The 16449-nt window shown below is 50.7% G+C and carries 12 protein-coding genes; 3 read left to right on the top strand and 9 right to left on the bottom strand.

Annotated elements, in window-relative coordinates; translation table 11 throughout:
- Positions 1 to 22: 22 nt before the first annotated feature.
- Both hisD and cuyA read right to left on the bottom strand, forming a co-directional pair.
- Positions 23 to 1339, bottom strand: a complete 1317-nt coding sequence (hisD, locus tag BCT27_RS10005) for a histidinol dehydrogenase (RefSeq protein WP_102395706.1) — start codon at positions 1337 to 1339, stop codon at positions 23 to 25.
- Between the two features lie 222 nt (positions 1340 to 1561).
- Positions 1562 to 2572 carry a D-cysteate sulfo-lyase gene (cuyA, locus tag BCT27_RS10010; RefSeq protein WP_102319293.1) on the bottom strand — a complete coding sequence of 337 codons (1011 nt, stop codon included), beginning with the start codon at positions 2570 to 2572 and terminating at the stop codon, positions 1562 to 1564.
- A gap of 154 nt (positions 2573 to 2726) precedes the next feature.
- On the opposite strand from cuyA, the gene BCT27_RS10015 reads away from it, so the two are divergent.
- Together BCT27_RS10015 and BCT27_RS10020 are read left to right on the top strand one after the other, a co-directional pair.
- Positions 2727 to 3629 carry a LysR family transcriptional regulator gene (locus BCT27_RS10015; protein WP_102309533.1) on the top strand — a complete coding sequence of 301 codons (903 nt, stop codon included), beginning with the start codon at positions 2727 to 2729 and terminating at the stop codon, positions 3627 to 3629.
- 191 nt (positions 3630 to 3820) lie between these two features.
- Positions 3821 to 4720 (top strand): homocysteine S-methyltransferase family protein, encoded by a 900-nt coding sequence (locus BCT27_RS10020; RefSeq protein ID WP_102395707.1) that lies wholly within the window; start codon positions 3821 to 3823, stop codon positions 4718 to 4720.
- Between the two features lie 129 nt (positions 4721 to 4849).
- Here BCT27_RS10020 and BCT27_RS10025 read toward each other — a convergent pair whose 3' ends face one another.
- The 4 genes from BCT27_RS10025 to dctP are packed head-to-tail and all read right to left on the bottom strand — an operon-like array spanning position 4850 to position 8552.
- On the bottom strand, positions 4850 to 5626 hold the full coding sequence (locus tag BCT27_RS10025; RefSeq protein ID WP_102395708.1) for an alpha/beta fold hydrolase: 777 nt from the start codon (positions 5624 to 5626) through the stop codon (positions 4850 to 4852).
- A gap of 5 nt (positions 5627 to 5631) precedes the next feature.
- Positions 5632 to 6933, bottom strand: a complete 1302-nt coding sequence (locus tag BCT27_RS10030) for a TRAP transporter large permease (RefSeq protein WP_017009916.1) — start codon at positions 6931 to 6933, stop codon at positions 5632 to 5634.
- Positions 6934 to 6944: 11 nt separating this feature from the next.
- Positions 6945 to 7517 carry a TRAP transporter small permease gene (locus BCT27_RS10035; RefSeq protein ID WP_102395709.1) on the bottom strand — a complete coding sequence of 191 codons (573 nt, stop codon included), beginning with the start codon at positions 7515 to 7517 and terminating at the stop codon, positions 6945 to 6947.
- A 30-nt stretch (positions 7518 to 7547) separates the two neighbouring features.
- A complete protein-coding gene (gene dctP, locus BCT27_RS10040; protein ID WP_074924862.1) occupies positions 7548 to 8552 on the bottom strand; it encodes a TRAP transporter substrate-binding protein DctP in 1005 nt (334 codons plus the stop codon).
- Positions 8553 to 8973: 421 nt separating this feature from the next.
- Here dctP and BCT27_RS10045 point away from each other — a divergent pair, with 421 nt between their 5' ends.
- Positions 8974 to 9909, top strand: a complete 936-nt coding sequence (locus BCT27_RS10045) for a LysR family transcriptional regulator (protein WP_102319289.1) — start codon at positions 8974 to 8976, stop codon at positions 9907 to 9909.
- Positions 9910 to 10261: 352 nt separating this feature from the next.
- On the opposite strand, the gene BCT27_RS10050 is transcribed toward BCT27_RS10045, so the two are convergent.
- Genes BCT27_RS10050 through BCT27_RS10060 form a run of 3 tightly spaced genes read right to left on the bottom strand, consistent with a single transcriptional unit; the run spans position 10262 to position 16439 of the window.
- Positions 10262 to 12514, bottom strand: a complete 2253-nt coding sequence (locus BCT27_RS10050; protein ID WP_102395710.1) for an eCIS core domain-containing protein — start codon at positions 12512 to 12514, stop codon at positions 10262 to 10264.
- Between the two features lie 53 nt (positions 12515 to 12567).
- Positions 12568 to 12993: a hypothetical protein gene (locus BCT27_RS10055; RefSeq protein ID WP_102395711.1), complete on the bottom strand. Its 426-nt coding sequence runs from the start codon at positions 12991 to 12993 to the stop codon at positions 12568 to 12570.
- Positions 12994 to 13007: 14 nt separating this feature from the next.
- Entirely contained in the window at positions 13008 to 16439 is a 3432-nt protein-coding gene (locus tag BCT27_RS10060) for a DUF6519 domain-containing protein (protein WP_102395712.1), read from the bottom strand.
- Positions 16440 to 16449 lie beyond the last annotated feature (10 nt).

Here is a 16449-nt window from a genome sequence, read left to right on the forward strand (position 1 = left end):
TATTGGTCACCCCAACCTTGAATCATGAGTCGTAACGCGCTTGTTGATAGACATCGAAGTCCCATTCGGTATCGGGGAAATACTTGGTTAAGCGCCAATCACATGCACGTGCATGCCCTTCCATGCCTTCGGTACGAGAAATACGCGAACCCGCGGTGCTGAACGTCATGTTCGCGTCTGCACTGAGTTCTTGGGTGGTGAGGATCTTCAGGAATTTCTGCACGTTCAAACCGCCGCTGTAACGTGCCGCTTTTTTGGTTGGCAATATGTGGTTGGTGCCTGCGCATTTATCGCCGTGTGTCACCGTGCTGCCTTCGCCAAGGAACAGCGAGCCGTAGTTACGCAGTCGCCCTTTCCACCAAGGAAGATCCGCCGCTTGCACTTGAACGTGTTCACACGCCCACTCGTCGCTGACGTTGGCCATTTCTTCGCGGTCTTCACACAAGATAACGACACCATGATCGCGCCACGCAGCCTCACACACATCGGCGTTTGGCATGTCGGCAATCACGCTAGGAATGATCTCAATGACTTTCTCACCAATCTCTCGGCTTGTGGTGAACAGCCAGACCGGGGAATTCGGACCATGCTCGGCTTGAGACACCAAATCGACGGCGATAGTCATCGGGTCAGCGGTGTCATCTGCAATCACGGCAGATTCCGTTGGTCCTGCAAACACATCAATGCCAACCTCGCCGAACAGTAATCGCTTCGCTTCCGCCACATATGCATTGCCCGGCCCCACCAAAATGTCAGCGGATTGTCCGGTATACAGGCCAAAGGCCATGGTCGCGATGGCATGCACGCCGCCCATTTCCAAAATGATGTCAGCGCCTGCAACGTCCATGGCGTACACCACAGCAGCATTGATGCTGTCGCCACGTGGTGGTGAACACGCAATCACGGTAGGCACACCTGCCGCTTTTGCCGTCGCGACACTCATGATGGCAGATGCTGCATGAGCATAACGCCCGCCCGGTATGTAACACCCTGCGCAATCCACAGGAATGACGCGCTGGCTCAACTGCACGCCGTTCTCACTTTGGATTTCAAATTCGGTCAAACTGGCACGCTGTGCTTCAGCAAAACGGCGTACCTGACGGTGTGCAAAATCGATGTCGTCTTTCACACGCTGAGGCACAGAGGCAATCAGCGCGGCTCTCTTTTCATCAGACAAGACGAAGTCGCCCTGCCAGTTATCAAACTGTTTGGCATATTGCTCAACGGCACTGGTGCCTTCGCGACGGATTTTTGCAAGAATTTCTTTCACGACATGTTGAATGCGCTCATCATCGGTTTGAACCTCTGCTTCGCGTTCCGCACGTTTTAGCATTTCCATGGCTGTACCTTTCTTCTCTCTAAACAACGTTGGCTGAGTGTCCATTCCAACGAAGGTAAACAGAGTCAGTGACGATGCGTGATTTACCTCAATCACCGACTCATCTTGGGTTCACATATCGCTTGTTTGGGTAGTGATCTTTGTTCTAAGCATCTTTAGCGACATGTCTGTTTTTGGTTGTGCGAATTGTGTTTCCGATTACATCACCAGAATCAAAACGGGTTAGCAGTAGCTATCAAACCCAAAGGCATCGCGATATCCCGGCAGTGCTTGGCCGCCACCTGTGTGAAGGAACACAACGTTTTCGCCTTTCTTGAATGTGCCATTACGAATCAAATCAATCAGGCCTGCGCCGCCTTTGCCCGAGTAAACCGGATCAAGCAAAATGCCTTCGTACTTGGCAAACATATTGATCGCTTCAATCGTGCTTTCAGCTGGAATGCCGTAGCCTTCGCCCACGTAGTTACAGTTCGCGCGCACGTCTTCACGCTTAACCGTGCCGGGAATGCCCAACAAATCGCAGGTGCGTTCTGCCAACGCGAACACGTTCGCTTCTTGCTGTTCTTGCGGTACACGAACACCTATGCCAAGCAGCGGAATTTGACTGTTTGTCGCCACTAAACCTGTTACCAAGCCCGCTTGTGTGCCTGCAGATCCTGTCGCATGCACCAAGTGGTCAATGCGTAACGCCATGTCATTGGCTTGAGTGAGAAGCTCCAATGCACAATTGACATAACCCAGCGCACCAATCGGGTTCGAACCACCACCTGGGATAATGTATGGCGTCTTTCCTTCCGCACGCAGTGTCGCAGCCACATCTTCCATCGCCGCATTCATGTCTGTGCCGCCGGGGTATTTCGCTAAGGTTGCTCCAAACAGTTGGTTCAACATGACGTTGCCGTTCAACACGTAATCCGGATCGTCCGAGCTGGTGCGATCTTCAAGCAAAATTTTGCAATCCATGCCGCACTTAGTCGCAATGGCCGCGGTTTGGCGTGCATGGTTAGATTGCGTCGCACCTTGGGTGATGATGGTGTCAGCCCCTGCCGCAATGGCATCTGCCATTAAGAATTCCAACTTACGTGTTTTGTTACCGCCACCAGCAAGGCCGGTGCAGTCGTCACGTTTTATCCAAAGTGTTGGACCACCCAGCGCTTCAGATAAGCGCGTCATTGGCTCAAGTGGCGTTGAAAGGTGAGCAAATTGAAGTCGAGGAAAGCGAGATAAGTGCATAGTGTTTTGTCCCTAAATTGAGTAAACGAGCAGGCAACATATTTGCAACAATAATCCTGTAGGACAGAAGCAAACCTCGCCAATACGTATATTGAACAAGCGGCAGTTACTTTTTTGCATATCTCAATGAGCAGGACGCTAACAGGTTGGATTCATGGAAATAAAATGGTTACTCGATTTCATCGCGCTGTCTGAGCACGGCAGTTTTTCAAAAGCCGCAGAAGCACGCTATGTGACGCAACCAGCATTTAGTCGACGGATTCGATCGCTCGAAAATTGGCTAGGGGTGACATTGGTAAATAGAGATACGTTACCCACCCGCTTAACGGAGGCGGGCGATAGCTTCGTTGAAAATGCTAAACGCATCGCGAACGATATTCACGACGTCCGCGACCAGCTGCACGAACAAAAAAATGCCAGCTCCTTGGTATTTCTGTCTCAACACTCCACCGCCATTTCTTTCTTTCCAAGTTGGATTCAAACCCTGAGCCCCCTCGTGGATAATGCAATGGTCAAATTGGTGCCGGGAAACCTTCATTCACTCAATGAAATGTTTATGGCGGGCAATGGGGATTTCCTACTCACGTTTTCGTCTAATTCACTCAACACACCACAACACAAAAAGAATCAGCTTTGTATTCAAGTTGGGCGTGACACTTTAGTCGCGGTTTCTGCACCCAATGAACACGGCGATCCGATGCACCGACTTGATGTGAATGAGCCGTGTCGATTATTGGCCTTTCCTGATGACACTTACCTCGGCGAACTCATTAAAGAACAAGCACTCAATCTGCTGCCTTCCCATTATCGCTATCAGGTGGTGTGTGAGAATGAAATGGCGGAAGGATTAAAGGCCATGGCAGTTCAGGGATTTGGTGCCACTTGGCTGCCGTCAAGCTTGATTCAACAGGAGTTGGAAGATGGAAAGTTAGTTCTTATCGATGACAAGTTAACACCGATAGATCTTAGGATTTTACTCTATAGAAATAGGCACAATGTGAAGCCCGAAGTGACTCGATTTTGGTTCTATTTGGCAGAGCTCTATGGACAGCAATAAATCTGCTTTATCTCAGCCGTCTCACAAGGTAATCTTGCTCGAAAATGGGCCTGCAAGAAATGTAATGCCCCTTGTCAGATTTGATAGAGCCAGATTTGATAGAGTCAAATTCGATCAAATCAGATTCGATATCGCCAGATCGATCGGCGGATAGCAATTCCAGCACCGTGTGACGTAAAAGGATGTAAGCAATGTTTGTTCTATTGGATGGCGGCATGGGCCGAGAGTTGCAGCGAATTGGCGCGCCATTTTCTCAACCACTTTGGAGCGCTCAAGCGCTGATTGAAGCCCCAGAGTTTGTGTCTCAAGCCCACAAAAATTTCATTGAAGCCGGGTGCGATGTCATCACGGTCAATAGCTACGCCTGTGTGCCCTTCCATTTGGGTGACGAACTGTACCAATCTCAAGGTGCAGCATTGGCAGAAAAAGCCGCCAAAATCGCCCGTGCGGCGGTACAAAAAAGCGCTCCCCACACAGAAGATATCGGCAAGGTAAAAGTCGCTGGATGTATTCCCCCTGTGTTGGGTTCATATCGTCCTGATTTGTTTGATGCTGAAAAAGCCATGCCGATCTTGAATACGCTTATCGATGCACAAGAAGCACACGTTGATTTCTGGATTGCCGAAACCATCGGTTCGATTGCGGAATTCAACACCATGTTTGCGGCGCTTGAGCGTTCAAACAAACCCGCATTCTTCGCCTTTTCGCTGTTAGAGTCGGACACAGACATCCCGCGTTTGCGCTCAGGTGAGCCAGTAGAAGATGCCGTTCAACGTGTTTGCGAATTGAATGCCGATGGCATCTTGTTTAACTGCTCTCAGCCTGAAGTCATGCTCGGCGCGATCGAAGTCGCGAAACACAATATCGACGCATTAACTGCGAACATGTCGCTCGGCGCGTACGCTAACGGTTTCACCGTGATCCAAAATGCGCATGAAGCCAATAACACCCTGACTACAGTGCGAGATCTGTCTTCGGAGGAATACGCCGAGTTCGTGCAAACCTGGCTGGATGCAGGCTCAAACGTCGTCGGCGGTTGTTGTGCGATTTATCCAGAGCACATTGAGCGTCTTGATGGATTAAGGAAGTAAGTCTTAGATCGCGAGATACGAGATACGAGATACGAGAAAAAGATAGCGGGATGACCCTACATCACGCTATCACCCTCTGCTCTTTCTCTACTCTCAAATCTCGAAACTCTAGTCTCTACTCTCGGTTCTCTAAAACGCCTTCTGCCTTAGCTTCACTTTTTCACTCTTGAGGAAATCCACCACCAGCATATTGAAGATATGGGTCTTCTCAAGGTGTGTGTTGTGAGCGGCTTGTGGCACAACCGCTAAGTTCGCGTCTGCGATGCCTTGCCAGAGCGATTCTGGCTGCGGCCACAAATAGGATCGATCACTGTCCGGCCAAAGCACCAAGGTTTTCGCTTCTATCTGATCTAATCTCTCCAAGGCGCGCCAGCCTGCCATGGCTAGCAACCCGTTAACATAAGTCTGGGTTTGCACCATGTTTGCCAGCTCAATCCCTTCCTTGAAATCAGGATCGTCTTCGCCATCAGAGAACCAGGTTCTGACGGTATCAAACGCCACTTGCTTTGTGCCTTGTGTTTGGGCGCGCTCGATACTTTGCTCAATAGACTCAAACCGTCCCGGCAAACTACCAACGGGACCGGTGGCATAAAGCACTAAACCGACGACACGTTCTGGTGCCATGATCGCCACTTCTTGCGCAATCATCCCGCCCATGGAATGCCCCATCAAGTGAAACTTCTCAATGCCCATCGCATCCAATCGATTCAACACATAACAAGCAAATCCTTCGACACTGTCGAGCCCAACCTCGTCGGCTTTTCCGTTGTAGCCGGGTAAATCCATAGCCACCACATCGAACGACGATGAAAACAGCTCAATCTGTTTTTCCCAATACGCTAATCCACTCAAAAAGCCATGTACCAACACCAGTGTTGGGCCAGAGCCAACTCGCAAGCAATTCATAGTTTTTATTCCATCAATTCAGGTAGCCAAAGTGCGGTATCGGGTAAACCCACCAACACAGCTAACAAGATAAGGAGCGCAGCAATAAACGGTAAGCAGCCAATAATGACGTCACCAATGGTCACCTCGTCACGGGCGAGGTTTTGTATCACAAAGAGGTTTAACCCCACGGGGGGTGTGAGCACCGCAATTTCCATGGTGATGGTGTAAACCACCCCAAACCAAACCAAATCAAACCCCGCGGCCGACACCAGCGGATATAAGGTTGGCAAGGTAATGAAGGTCATGGAAACGGGTTCTAGGAACATGCCGAGAATGACGTAGAACACCACTATCAACGCGAGCACGGCATACGGAGAGAGGTTCATTTCGACAAACAATTGGGTGAACTGTTGCGGAATTTGGTGATAGGTCATCACAAAACCAAACAGCACGCCCGACGACAAGAGTAACCCCAAATAACCCATGGTTTGCATGGTAGAGCGCAAAGCATGAAGCAATCCCGGCATACGTAATCCGCCAAAGAAATACGCCAACACTAAGGTAAACATGGCAGAGATACCGGCTGCTTCCGTCGGCGTGGCAATACCTGCATAGATGGAAATGGTGATCACCAAGCCAATCACCATGACAGGCAAAATGGCAGACAGTGCCAATAGCCAAGGGATCGGCGTTACATTCTCTTGACCAGGAATGTCGATGGGGCGCACTTTTCCCCAAATCAGGATGATCACAAAGAACATGGTCACCAGCAACAATCCGGGTAACACACCAGCAATAAACAAGGCACCGATGGATTGGTCAGTCACGATGCCATAAAACAGCAATATCAAACTGGGTGGTAACAACACACTCAATGTGCCACCCGCCGCCAGCACCCCACTGGATAAGCGCTTGCCATACCCGAGCTTGAGCATTTCCGGCAAGGCGACACCACCAATGGTGAGCGCACCCACCATGCTTGAACCACACACAGCACCAAAGCCAGCACACGCGCCAATACTGCCGTATGCCGCTGCACCACGAATGGGTAATTTGCTGTGCATGAACCAGTAAAGGTTGGGACCAATGCTGGATCGCCCTATCAGTTCTCCAAGGAAAACAAACAGTGGCACAGCCAACAAAATGTAATCAAACCATACCCCCCACAGCTTGAGCTCTGCGGTGACCAAGGTGGATTTGAAGCTTAATATATCGAGTAAAAAAGGGATTGAAGCGGCAGCCAATGCGAATGGGATCGGCAACCCTATCAGGATAAAACCCATCAACAATCCCAGCATTCCTAGCCCTACGACGTACCATTCCATAATGCGTCCTTTTAGTGTTTCTCGGCGGGTTCTATCGAATTCACGTCATCATTTGATGACGGCTTATCTTGCGGAGGCGATTTGTCTTGAAGAGATGGCGTACCTTGGTCATGGCGGCCTGCCACCAAGAGACAAAATGCCGTAATGGAAAAGCTCAACAGAGCAATGACCACGGGGATCCAAAAGTAAAAGCGAGGCCACAGGAGAATTTCAGATGCCGCGCCGGAACTGAAGGATTTGAACATGGCTTTCCCAGACGCAGCTAGGAAGAACAAGCCAATGATCAGCATCACAAACATATTGAATTTATCGACCCAGAACTGAATGTGCGGAGGTAGTTTGTCTCGCACCAAAGTGACTTTGGGGTACGAATCATTCAGCAAGGCAAAAGAGACACCCATGAACGCAACAGGCACCAAGAGTAGCGCCGTCGCCTCGGTGACCATGCCGTCAGGCGAATTGAAAACATAACGCACGACCACGCCATAACTTATCCAAGCCGCCTGCACCAAAATCACGGCTGCTCCAGCATAGAGCAGCACCAGTGAAATATGGCGGAGTGTGTCGAACAGCTTTTTGTTCATACAAACGCTCCCTGTTTATCCTTCACGCCGCTATTCAGAGTGTTTTGCAAACAGGCTACGAATGTTATCGGCAAGCGGAACGCCACACGCGTTATTCACTTCCGGTGTCCATTTCGCCACGATACCTTCAAGCAATTCGCCCGTACGGTCTTCCGACATTGACACCGCTGAACCGCCGTTCGCCATCACAGCATTACCGACACGCTCATCCACCCAGCCTTCATAACGAGGTTTGAGCCATGCTTCGGCTTCGGTGGCGGCTTCTTTGAGGGCTTTTTGGTTGGCCGGACTCAAGTCATCAAACTTGTCTTTGTTCATCATGTAGATGATGTTGCCATAGAACATGTTGGCGTTAACCATATGCGGCATCACAGACCAAAGCTTCCACGAGCTGTATGTCGCAACACCCATGTTGATACCATCAACCACACCACGTTCTGCCGATTGGAATACCTCTTTTGGTGCGACAAACACAGGCTTACCGCCCCATGTTTCAATCATCATGCTGACCAATGGGCCAATCGAACGCACCAATTTACCGTCGAGCTTCCCGATATCGGTTACGGCGTCTTCAAACCACCATTCTTGGTCATAGGAGTAGTTGGAATTGATCAAAGGAATGAGATCAGCTTTCGCAGCCTCGGCCTCGATCAATGACGCGTAGGTATCATCGAGTTCGACCTGCTTTTCTAAATCAATCGCCACAGGATACAAAGACGTGACACGGTAACATGGCAAGCGTTTATCTGCCGGTATCCAACTGATGTCAGAGACACCGCCTTGCACCGCATCCACACCTTCACTCCAACCGTGCAAGGTGCCCGAAGGGAAAATCTGCACCTTCAAATCACCGTTACTTTTTGCTGCAGCAAGTTCAGCGAATTTTTTGAAGCCCTCATAGCGAATATCAGATTCGTTGACATAGGTGGAAAGGCGAATGGTTTCGGCAGCGCTAACCGCCATTGGCATGGCACTCATGAGTGCGCAAGTTATTAGGGAAAGCTTTAATGCGTTGGTCTTGATCGGGAATTTCATACAACAGCTCCTTGTCACGCTTTCTTGTTTTGCCTCGCTGCTGTGAAGTGTTGGGGAAGCAACGAGGCAATGCGTTTTAACGTCGTCATGTTCGAGTGTTTAGGGGAAAACACAATCAACAAAAACGTCATATTAAGCATGGTCAGGATCCCCCTGTGTGCGTCATGCCAATTCGTTTGGCTGACATTCCGTTTTTTAATTTCCAGACTTTTTCGATTAAATATTAATCAGTTACTCCATATCGCTGTTTGAAAAGAACAGAAATATTCAATGATTGCCGTTTTTCTTATTCATAAGCCCATGCAGTTTTATTCACTTTGTTAGTTTTAAAGAAGGGCAGATATGAAAACGCTTTCAACATGGATTGGTTGGATACGTGCCCTACTCAGCAATTTGGATGCACACAATATGGAGAAGACGCTTGGATTTTAAGCTCTTAGAAGATTTTGTTTGCCTTGCGCAATCCAGTAGTTTCACATCTGCTGCGCGAGAGCGATTTGTTACCCAGCCCGCGTTTAGTCGGCGTATACGGGCGCTTGAACAATGGGTAGGCACGGATTTGGTAAACCGCGAGTCGCAACAACTTGAACTTACAGAACAAGGCCGCGCGTTCGTCACGGATGCCGAAGAAATATTGAATCGCCTGTACATGGCAAGAGAATCTGCCCGCTCATTAAAGAAAACAGCCAGCAATGAAATTTCCGTCGCAGCGCAAAACTCCATCGTGCAAACACTGTTTATGACATGGATGAAGAACGTCGAAAAAACAGTCGGGCCTGTCTACGTGCGTTTGTCGTCAGACCGACTGGCAGACTGTATCGACCTCTTCGCTCAAGGCAGCGTGGATTACTTACTCTGCTATACCCATGAACAACTCGGATTGTCTATTGATCCAGACAGATTTAACAGCACCATCATAGGCATAGAAACGCTGGTTCCCGTGTCTGCTTCTATCAACGGTGCGCCGAAATATACCTTACCTGGCAGTGAAAACGACCCCATTCCTCTTGTTGCTTACACACATCAATCTTTATTTGGAAAAGCGCTCGACCAACTTCTCTCTAAAGAGGTCGGATACCTCAATCGACGATACGAAAATCCTTTTGCTCACACACTAAAGTCTATGGCCTTAGGTGGCTACGGCGTCGCTTGGCTTCCTTATTCGTTTGTGAAAGACGAACTCAGACGAGATGAACTTCAAATGGCAGGGGAAGAACGCTGGCATATTCCGTTTCAAATCCGCCTTTATTACCGCGAACCAGACAATGCTGTGGCCAAATCCATCGTGAGAATTTCAAAGCAGATGGGACAAACGCACAGTGATGATCTGAAAATTCAATCTCAGGGTTCTCACTAATCCCAAGCAAAACCGCATGCTATGCCGAATCGGAATAATGACCAAAAAACTTGGCATTGGTTTACTGCTAAAGAAACGACTAGGTTTAAAGGGAAAGCAACTGGTCTTGCTTCCACCCAGTGAACGTCAACGCTGTTTAGGTTGTTAGCTCCTCCTAAACATGACTGGTGTTGAACTTACTATCCCTTAGCCTACGATAAGGTGACGCTGCATAACCTTACTCTTTTCGGCAATCAGAGGGCACCTCGCCCTCTTTTTCTTTCTTCGAGAAAGCGTTTTCTCTCATTTTCTTGCTGTTGCTTTAAGCGATTTTTTTACGTTTACCTCGTACTTGTACTCACGCGTGAAGTCTTTATTGACCATACGATATCCCCCATCCCACTGACGTTCGAGTCGCGATGATTTGGTATTCACCTATAGGCTCACGCGCAGCACGACCAACAAAAAACGGCAGAACACTGCGCAGCTCTTCACCTTGAGGGCTCATCGGCGAGCCTCGCTCTAGCTTCTCAAACCCTGGAGAAAGTTCACTGGCCGTTCTGCGTAAGGTAAAGACAACACGCCGATAACCTTGGGTATCGGCATCCGAAAGTACATCCACAAACACATCGACCGTGGTATCTATCTGCGATTGAGGCACATCTTCAACGGTTATGATTTGCGGCGTTCCTCCACTTACACTGACTGGCGCTGACGGCGTTCTTGCACCGCCACCGCCACCCGCATCTGGGGTCAATAAAAGGTGCATGATTGAAGACGTCACTGAAGAGGTGATCGCGGGAAGTGTCCCACCCGCTAACAGCATTGATTCTTGAACCAGTGTACCTCCGATTATGTTTGTCATGCCGCCTTCCACCAATCTTAATCCCGCGCCCGATTGAGCCATGTGATCCATGATAGTAATCGGCACCAATCTCCCCGATACCGCATTCGCTGGCATTAACCGCGCGAGTGTCTCAGCTGACAACTCTGACGCTTCGAGTAATGCGCCTTGTAATATGCCGCAACTGGTTGGATTGCCTTGCAACCAACGGACGATCGCTGGGGCGCCACGCTCAACAATTGAGGTGGCTTTTTCAATATCAATTGCCGCTTCTGCGGCTTCAATAACCACATAGGCATTGGCGCGAGAACCAATGCTTGCGGCCGCGCGTTCTGTCAATTCCCTCGGCGCGACGCCGAACAATAGGCGTATTGGGCCACCGTGAATTTTGAGTAGCTGTCCGGCAGCATTGCGCGCGTACATGACGGCATGGTTCAAGCCACCTTCCGTCACCAACAACATCGCCCCACGTTGCAGCGCCGCTTTCATTTCAGCGGTTGCTGCGGCGCGTGTGGCAAATACCGCACCGCCTTCTCTGGCGAACGTCTCACCTGCTTCGCGCAACGCAACTTCAGTTGCAAGTTCCCCGCCTTCTCGCACCACTAGCGTTGTTCCCTGACGTTGAAAAGCTGTTCTCACCAAAGCGGCTGGTGCACGTATCATTGCTCGCGCGGCAACACCCGCGGAACCTAATGTCGCCATGTCTAGCATTAAAAATCCAACACCCAATACGCGTTGGAAATACGTCTCTGCTTCTCTTATCTGTTGAACTGACCCATAAATCGGAACCAGCGACCAAAGGCTTCGCGAAGGGTCGTCTTCCCCAGCCGCATGTCGTGCGCGATTCTCTTCCGGGCTGTCTGATACAGCCCAAGTAACCAAGCCAGCAGCAAGGCCGATGCCAGCCAAAATTAGCCATGGTGCAACTTGATGGAGATCTTGGTCAACGCCTTGGCGAATTGTGTACTTTTTCCCTGTTAACGCTGAATTCACGGCGGACTCAGCTTCGCGTTCTGAATGCCAGAATGGCTGACTGATGCGCATATCCCCAGCGGACGCACCGGAACCTAATCGACCTTGCACCGTATGTGCCAGCTCGTGCCCCAACACATGCTGACCCGCGGGATTGCGAAGATCGAGACGGCTATCCATAACAATATGGTCATTGAGCGTGAAGGCGACGGTATTCAGTGCTTTTAGAGATTGACGCGCCGCCGCACTCTGATGAATGCGAATTGGCGATAAGTCATACCCGTATGACTGCTCAAATGGCTGTCGAATGTCGCTTGGAATGGGAGCGCCACTTTCTAATCCCAATCGATTTAGACTATGAGGAAGCGCAGGTGATGATACTGGCGGTGTTGTTGCAGTTCGCGCCTCAGCACCTGCACTGAGTAGTGCGTTCCCCCAACCGCCAATGGCAGATGAGACGGAGTGAGGAATGGCGGGCGGAGTCGCTGATGGTGGCATCTGGCTTGTCGATGGCGAAGTAAAACGTTTGATCACACGCCCCATTCCCATTGGTCGTGTGTCACTGCCTCCAGGCAATTGACGAGGCGCATCAGGCGGTTGCAATGTGAAAACCGTTGTCGGCACATTTGTGGGCATAGACAACGCATTTTCACCACTGCGCATTTGCCGATCCAAAATGGGAGATGCCGATTTGGCAAATCCCCCATCTCCCCTATCTAGAGTTGGTTGTCGGGTCAGCGCAAAGCCTTTGCCGCGTGTGTCAGTCTTCGTGGACGTTGCTTTTGCCTGAGAAGACATCAATTCTGGCATGGTTACATCCTTTTCCTACCTCTACCTCGAACTCTAACGCTCACCCTTACCTGCTATTTTTTCGGCGTTGATCCCTTTGTTGTATTGCCTTTGGTTGTCGATGCTCGACGACGTGTTGGCGTCGTTTTTGTTGCCACGTTTTTCACCCTTGGTTTAGGCGATGGTTTGGGTGACGGCTTCGGTGCTGGCTTAGGTTTGTCTTGTTCTTTGTTCTGTTGGGGTTCAGTCACCATGTCTTCAAACTTACGAATTTCATCAAGCTGTTCTTGCTCACGCTTGATGGATTCATCAATGTTGCGGTTGAACACCTCACGCTGTTTTTCTAACTCTGCGATTCGGCGCTCTAAACGGCTTCGTTGCGCTTCGGCATTGGCCTTGGTGCGCCCGATGGGGTTTTTCTCCCCCAAGGGGCGATTCACTTTCTGCAGGTCAGACACCAAAGAGAAGTGCTTCTTTAAAAGATCTTGTGCTTTTGCCATGGGAAACTCCTAACTCAAACCTGCTGATTAAATGCGTTTTCTGGCACAGGGAATTCGTTGTGGCCTTCGACACGGCCAGTGGTGATATTGCCGATGAAAGGCCCTTGCATGTTGTTGAAGTCAAAAGACGGGAGGAAACGGGTTTGGGCCTTCACTTGATTGCCCATGACGGAGGCGCGGAATCCGGAAAGCACGACCGTGGCATGCTGCCCAACTTCGCCTCTCACGAAACCCACGTGCTCGACATAGTTGTTGCTGAAGAACACCCGTTCAAAGCGAATATTGAGGTTGTCGATGATGCCGCGAGACAAGATCTCAACGACGGTATCACTGCCACGACCGAGAAACTTGTTGTTGTTGATCTGTGCCGAATAGCCGATACGAAGCGCACTGTCACCAAAGAAAAACGCCCACTCCACCAGCCCTTGCATCAACAAGGCGCGATCATCTTCGATGCGTTCTCGCGTCAGCAAATCCGAGTAAGACACCAGATTGCCTTCAACTCTGGCTTCCAACACAAACACAGCGCCAATGCCGATCGTTCTCTCGGCATTAACCTCGCCCTCTTTATTGACGCCCGTGTTTAGCACTTCATTGGATTCAATGTGGCTCTCACCCAGGTGAAACACGCAAACGATCGACGATGCAAACATGCCATCGCCCTGCACGCCAACATAGTTCAAGCGATTGCCGATGATGGCGGCGCGCATCACACAAAGCACCACCACGATGCCGCCATGGCTGCAATTGTTGATGTGATTATTGAGCACGTCCAAACGGACACACCGTTCGCACATGATCGCCGCGCCACCCTCTGTGATGTGGTTGGTTTGCACTTGAATGTCTTCACATTGGCTACCAAACACCGAAATGCTGCATTGGGTAAAGGTATTTCCTTCGATGTTTACGCCAATACATTCTGACGCTGTCACGCCGACTTCATCGCCAGCCTGCCCTGCAAAAATGTTGTTCAAAACGCGCAGTGCGGATACTTGGTCAGCCGCCACACCACCAATAAAGCCCTGTATCCAGTTTTGCGTGATAGTGACACCGCCAGTGAAAACTTCTTCGTCATCGCCAACCTTAATCGCCAGCAGCGCCGCGCCGTCTGTTGCACCCGCATGGGTTAACGCGCGACCAGACAATCCCTGAAGGCGATTGCGCTCAATCAAACACCCAAGCCCAGTCACGGAGATACCGACACCATTTCCCGCACCGATGTTGATTTCATTGCGCGATACCACACCAAATGCACAGTTCAATTCAACCGCAATAGATTCATCGTCTTCAAAGTGGTGTTCGATGGTGATGCGATTGTCCGTGACTTGGCTATTCGCGGCGGTGGAGTACTTGCGCCCCATGGGGGAGTTATTGACCACCACCCCGCGTCGATAGCCTCGAATGTCATTTTTGGTCACGATTGCCGCGCCGGAGAGTTGGCCGACGCCAACACCAATGAGTCCACTCTCACCGATGGTGCTGACATCGTCATTCCCGTTATCACCCACCAGGTCAGAGGCATCCATCACGTTACCTTCGACCAGCAGATCTTCACCGCCTTCATCGAGCCACACCCCAATGATGGTGTTGTTCGTGATGTTGTTGAGCACGCGGACATGGCTGCAATTAAACAGCCCAATAGCAGGGTTATGGGTTTGGCTTTCTCGGCCTGTCTGTGAGGAGATGTGGCAATCTTCAATCAGGCTGTCTTCCACCCCCAACATCGCAATGATGCCCTGCGGCTTCTCACTTGGGGCGGCAACGCGAATGTCTAAAGTGGTGAGATGAATACCCGAAATGGTGTCATTGTTGTCTGACTGAACCACAATGGCGGATTCGCCACCAAGATGACGGATTTGCGCCCCGTGGCATTCTCCGTGCAAGGTGACGTTGCTATGCCTGATGTGGATGGCGCGGAAGATGTCATGCACGCCGGTTTTCAAACAGACACAACCACCAAACTCAATGGATAAGCTATCAATGGCGGCTTGAATGTCTTCACCGGGTCGAACCACCACGGTGCAGCACCCTGTCATGCCAATGGGATCGCGGCAATCTTGAAACACGGGATCGACAAACTCGCCATTGAGCGCATCCACTACAGCTAAACGACAGAAGTGATGATGTGTGCCGTGAGGCGGGGCGTCGGTCAGGGTTTCAACTGAGCTGTCTGCATAGCGCGTGACAAACGTCCAGTGATCGCCGGGGTGATAACTGCCCGCGCCACCATGGCGACTCAACGCCACTTCCACGCCGTCTTCAAGGGCGATAAAGGTGCCTTCAGCGCTGATGGGGATAAGGCCATCACTGGTTGGTGAATCCAGATTTACAATTTGGTTGCCATCGGTATCCAGCACCACGCCCGACTGATCCCAACGGCGCACAATCGGGTGAATCGACTGATTGGCAACCGTCGATGCGGGCACCAATAGCAAATCACCCGCGGCTAACGGGTTTTCCAACACCAAGGTGTTCGTCGCGTCATTGACCGACAACACACGCACGATGGCTCCGGGAATGCCTTCCAGCACGCGAATATCATCCGTAATTTCGACCCAATCACCGGCGTTAAACCTGAGATAATCGTCCTTCGCAACCTGATCCATGGTCAAGGTATTTGACGCAGGATGAGACAAGATCCGCGCGGCAAACGCAGCATGAACACGCGACCATTTAATTAATGGTCTGCCGTCTGCCAACACATCGTGCACGCTCACCATGTAGGTGCGGTTTTCTAATCCGCGATACCCACCTTCAGGGGGCAACAAACATGGATCGTCCACCGCTGACGCTGGGTTTGCACGGGTGGAAAGTCGCGCTGAAGAAGGCGCCGTCACGTCATCCCAATTAGGAATGTCCTGATCGTCGGTCGCACACGTGACATCATCGCTGACAGGGCCAAAACGTCGCACCTGCCACACGGTTTGCATACGCGCAGTGGTATCCACCCCAATCGCGGGATCGACCAGTTCAGGCGCTTCAAGAAAGGTCATGGGGCGCTTCCACACTTCGAGGTACACCAAATAGCGGCCGTCTTCAGGCTCATCGCCCAGCAACTCATTAGAAGCCTGTTCAATAGAAGCTAGGAGCGGCCGATAAGGTTGCTCGTGGAAAAGATACGGTTCGTTACTGTGCAGCTCTTCAAGGGGGTGATAAAAATCCGGGACGCCGCTGCCAAAGTTCTCCGCCAATAAGCCATCAACATAATATCGACCGGGATGGATGGCGAGTTGCCCTGCGATGACAGAAATTCGGAAACTGTCGGGAAGGTGTGCGGGGTAACCACAAAATCCAGCAAGATCGATGGTCTCTGCGCGGAAACGGCGGTCAACCATTGCAGCGCCTTCATTGAGTGGTGCATCTGACACCACTCGCCCTTGCATCGACACAAGTTCAGAGTAGTTATGGCGAGGGTCAAAGGTCTTTCCTGAAATATCTACAGCCATCTTTCCTCTC

Source organism: Enterovibrio norvegicus (genome assembly GCF_002876705.1).
GTDB classification, from domain to species: domain Bacteria; phylum Pseudomonadota; class Gammaproteobacteria; order Enterobacterales; family Vibrionaceae; genus Enterovibrio; species Enterovibrio norvegicus_B.

Bases quoted from the DNA above. Each gene is read 5' to 3' on its own strand.
- BCT27_RS10060 (WP_102395712.1), bottom strand. From the start codon at position 16,439: ATGGCTGTAGATATTTCAGGAAAGACCTTTGACCCTCGCCATAACTAC.
- BCT27_RS10050 (WP_102395710.1), bottom strand. From the start codon at position 12,514: ATGCCAGAATTGATGTCTTCTCAGGCAAAAGCAACGTCCACGAAGACT.
- BCT27_RS10035 (WP_102395709.1), bottom strand. From the start codon at position 7,517: ATGAACAAAAAGCTGTTCGACACACTCCGCCATATTTCACTGGTGCTG.
- BCT27_RS10015 (WP_102309533.1), top strand. From the start codon at position 2,727: ATGGAAATAAAATGGTTACTCGATTTCATCGCGCTGTCTGAGCACGGC.
- BCT27_RS10025 (WP_102395708.1), bottom strand. From the start codon at position 5,626: ATGAATTGCTTGCGAGTTGGCTCTGGCCCAACACTGGTGTTGGTACAT.
- dctP (WP_074924862.1), bottom strand. From the start codon at position 8,552: ATGAAATTCCCGATCAAGACCAACGCATTAAAGCTTTCCCTAATAACT.
- BCT27_RS10030 (WP_017009916.1), bottom strand. From the start codon at position 6,933: ATGGAATGGTACGTCGTAGGGCTAGGAATGCTGGGATTGTTGATGGGT.
- hisD (WP_102395706.1), bottom strand. From the start codon at position 1,339: ATGGAAATGCTAAAACGTGCGGAACGCGAAGCAGAGGTTCAAACCGAT.
- cuyA (WP_102319293.1), bottom strand. From the start codon at position 2,572: ATGCACTTATCTCGCTTTCCTCGACTTCAATTTGCTCACCTTTCAACG.
- BCT27_RS10020 (WP_102395707.1), top strand. From the start codon at position 3,821: ATGTTTGTTCTATTGGATGGCGGCATGGGCCGAGAGTTGCAGCGAATT.
- BCT27_RS10055 (WP_102395711.1), bottom strand. From the start codon at position 12,993: ATGGCAAAAGCACAAGATCTTTTAAAGAAGCACTTCTCTTTGGTGTCT.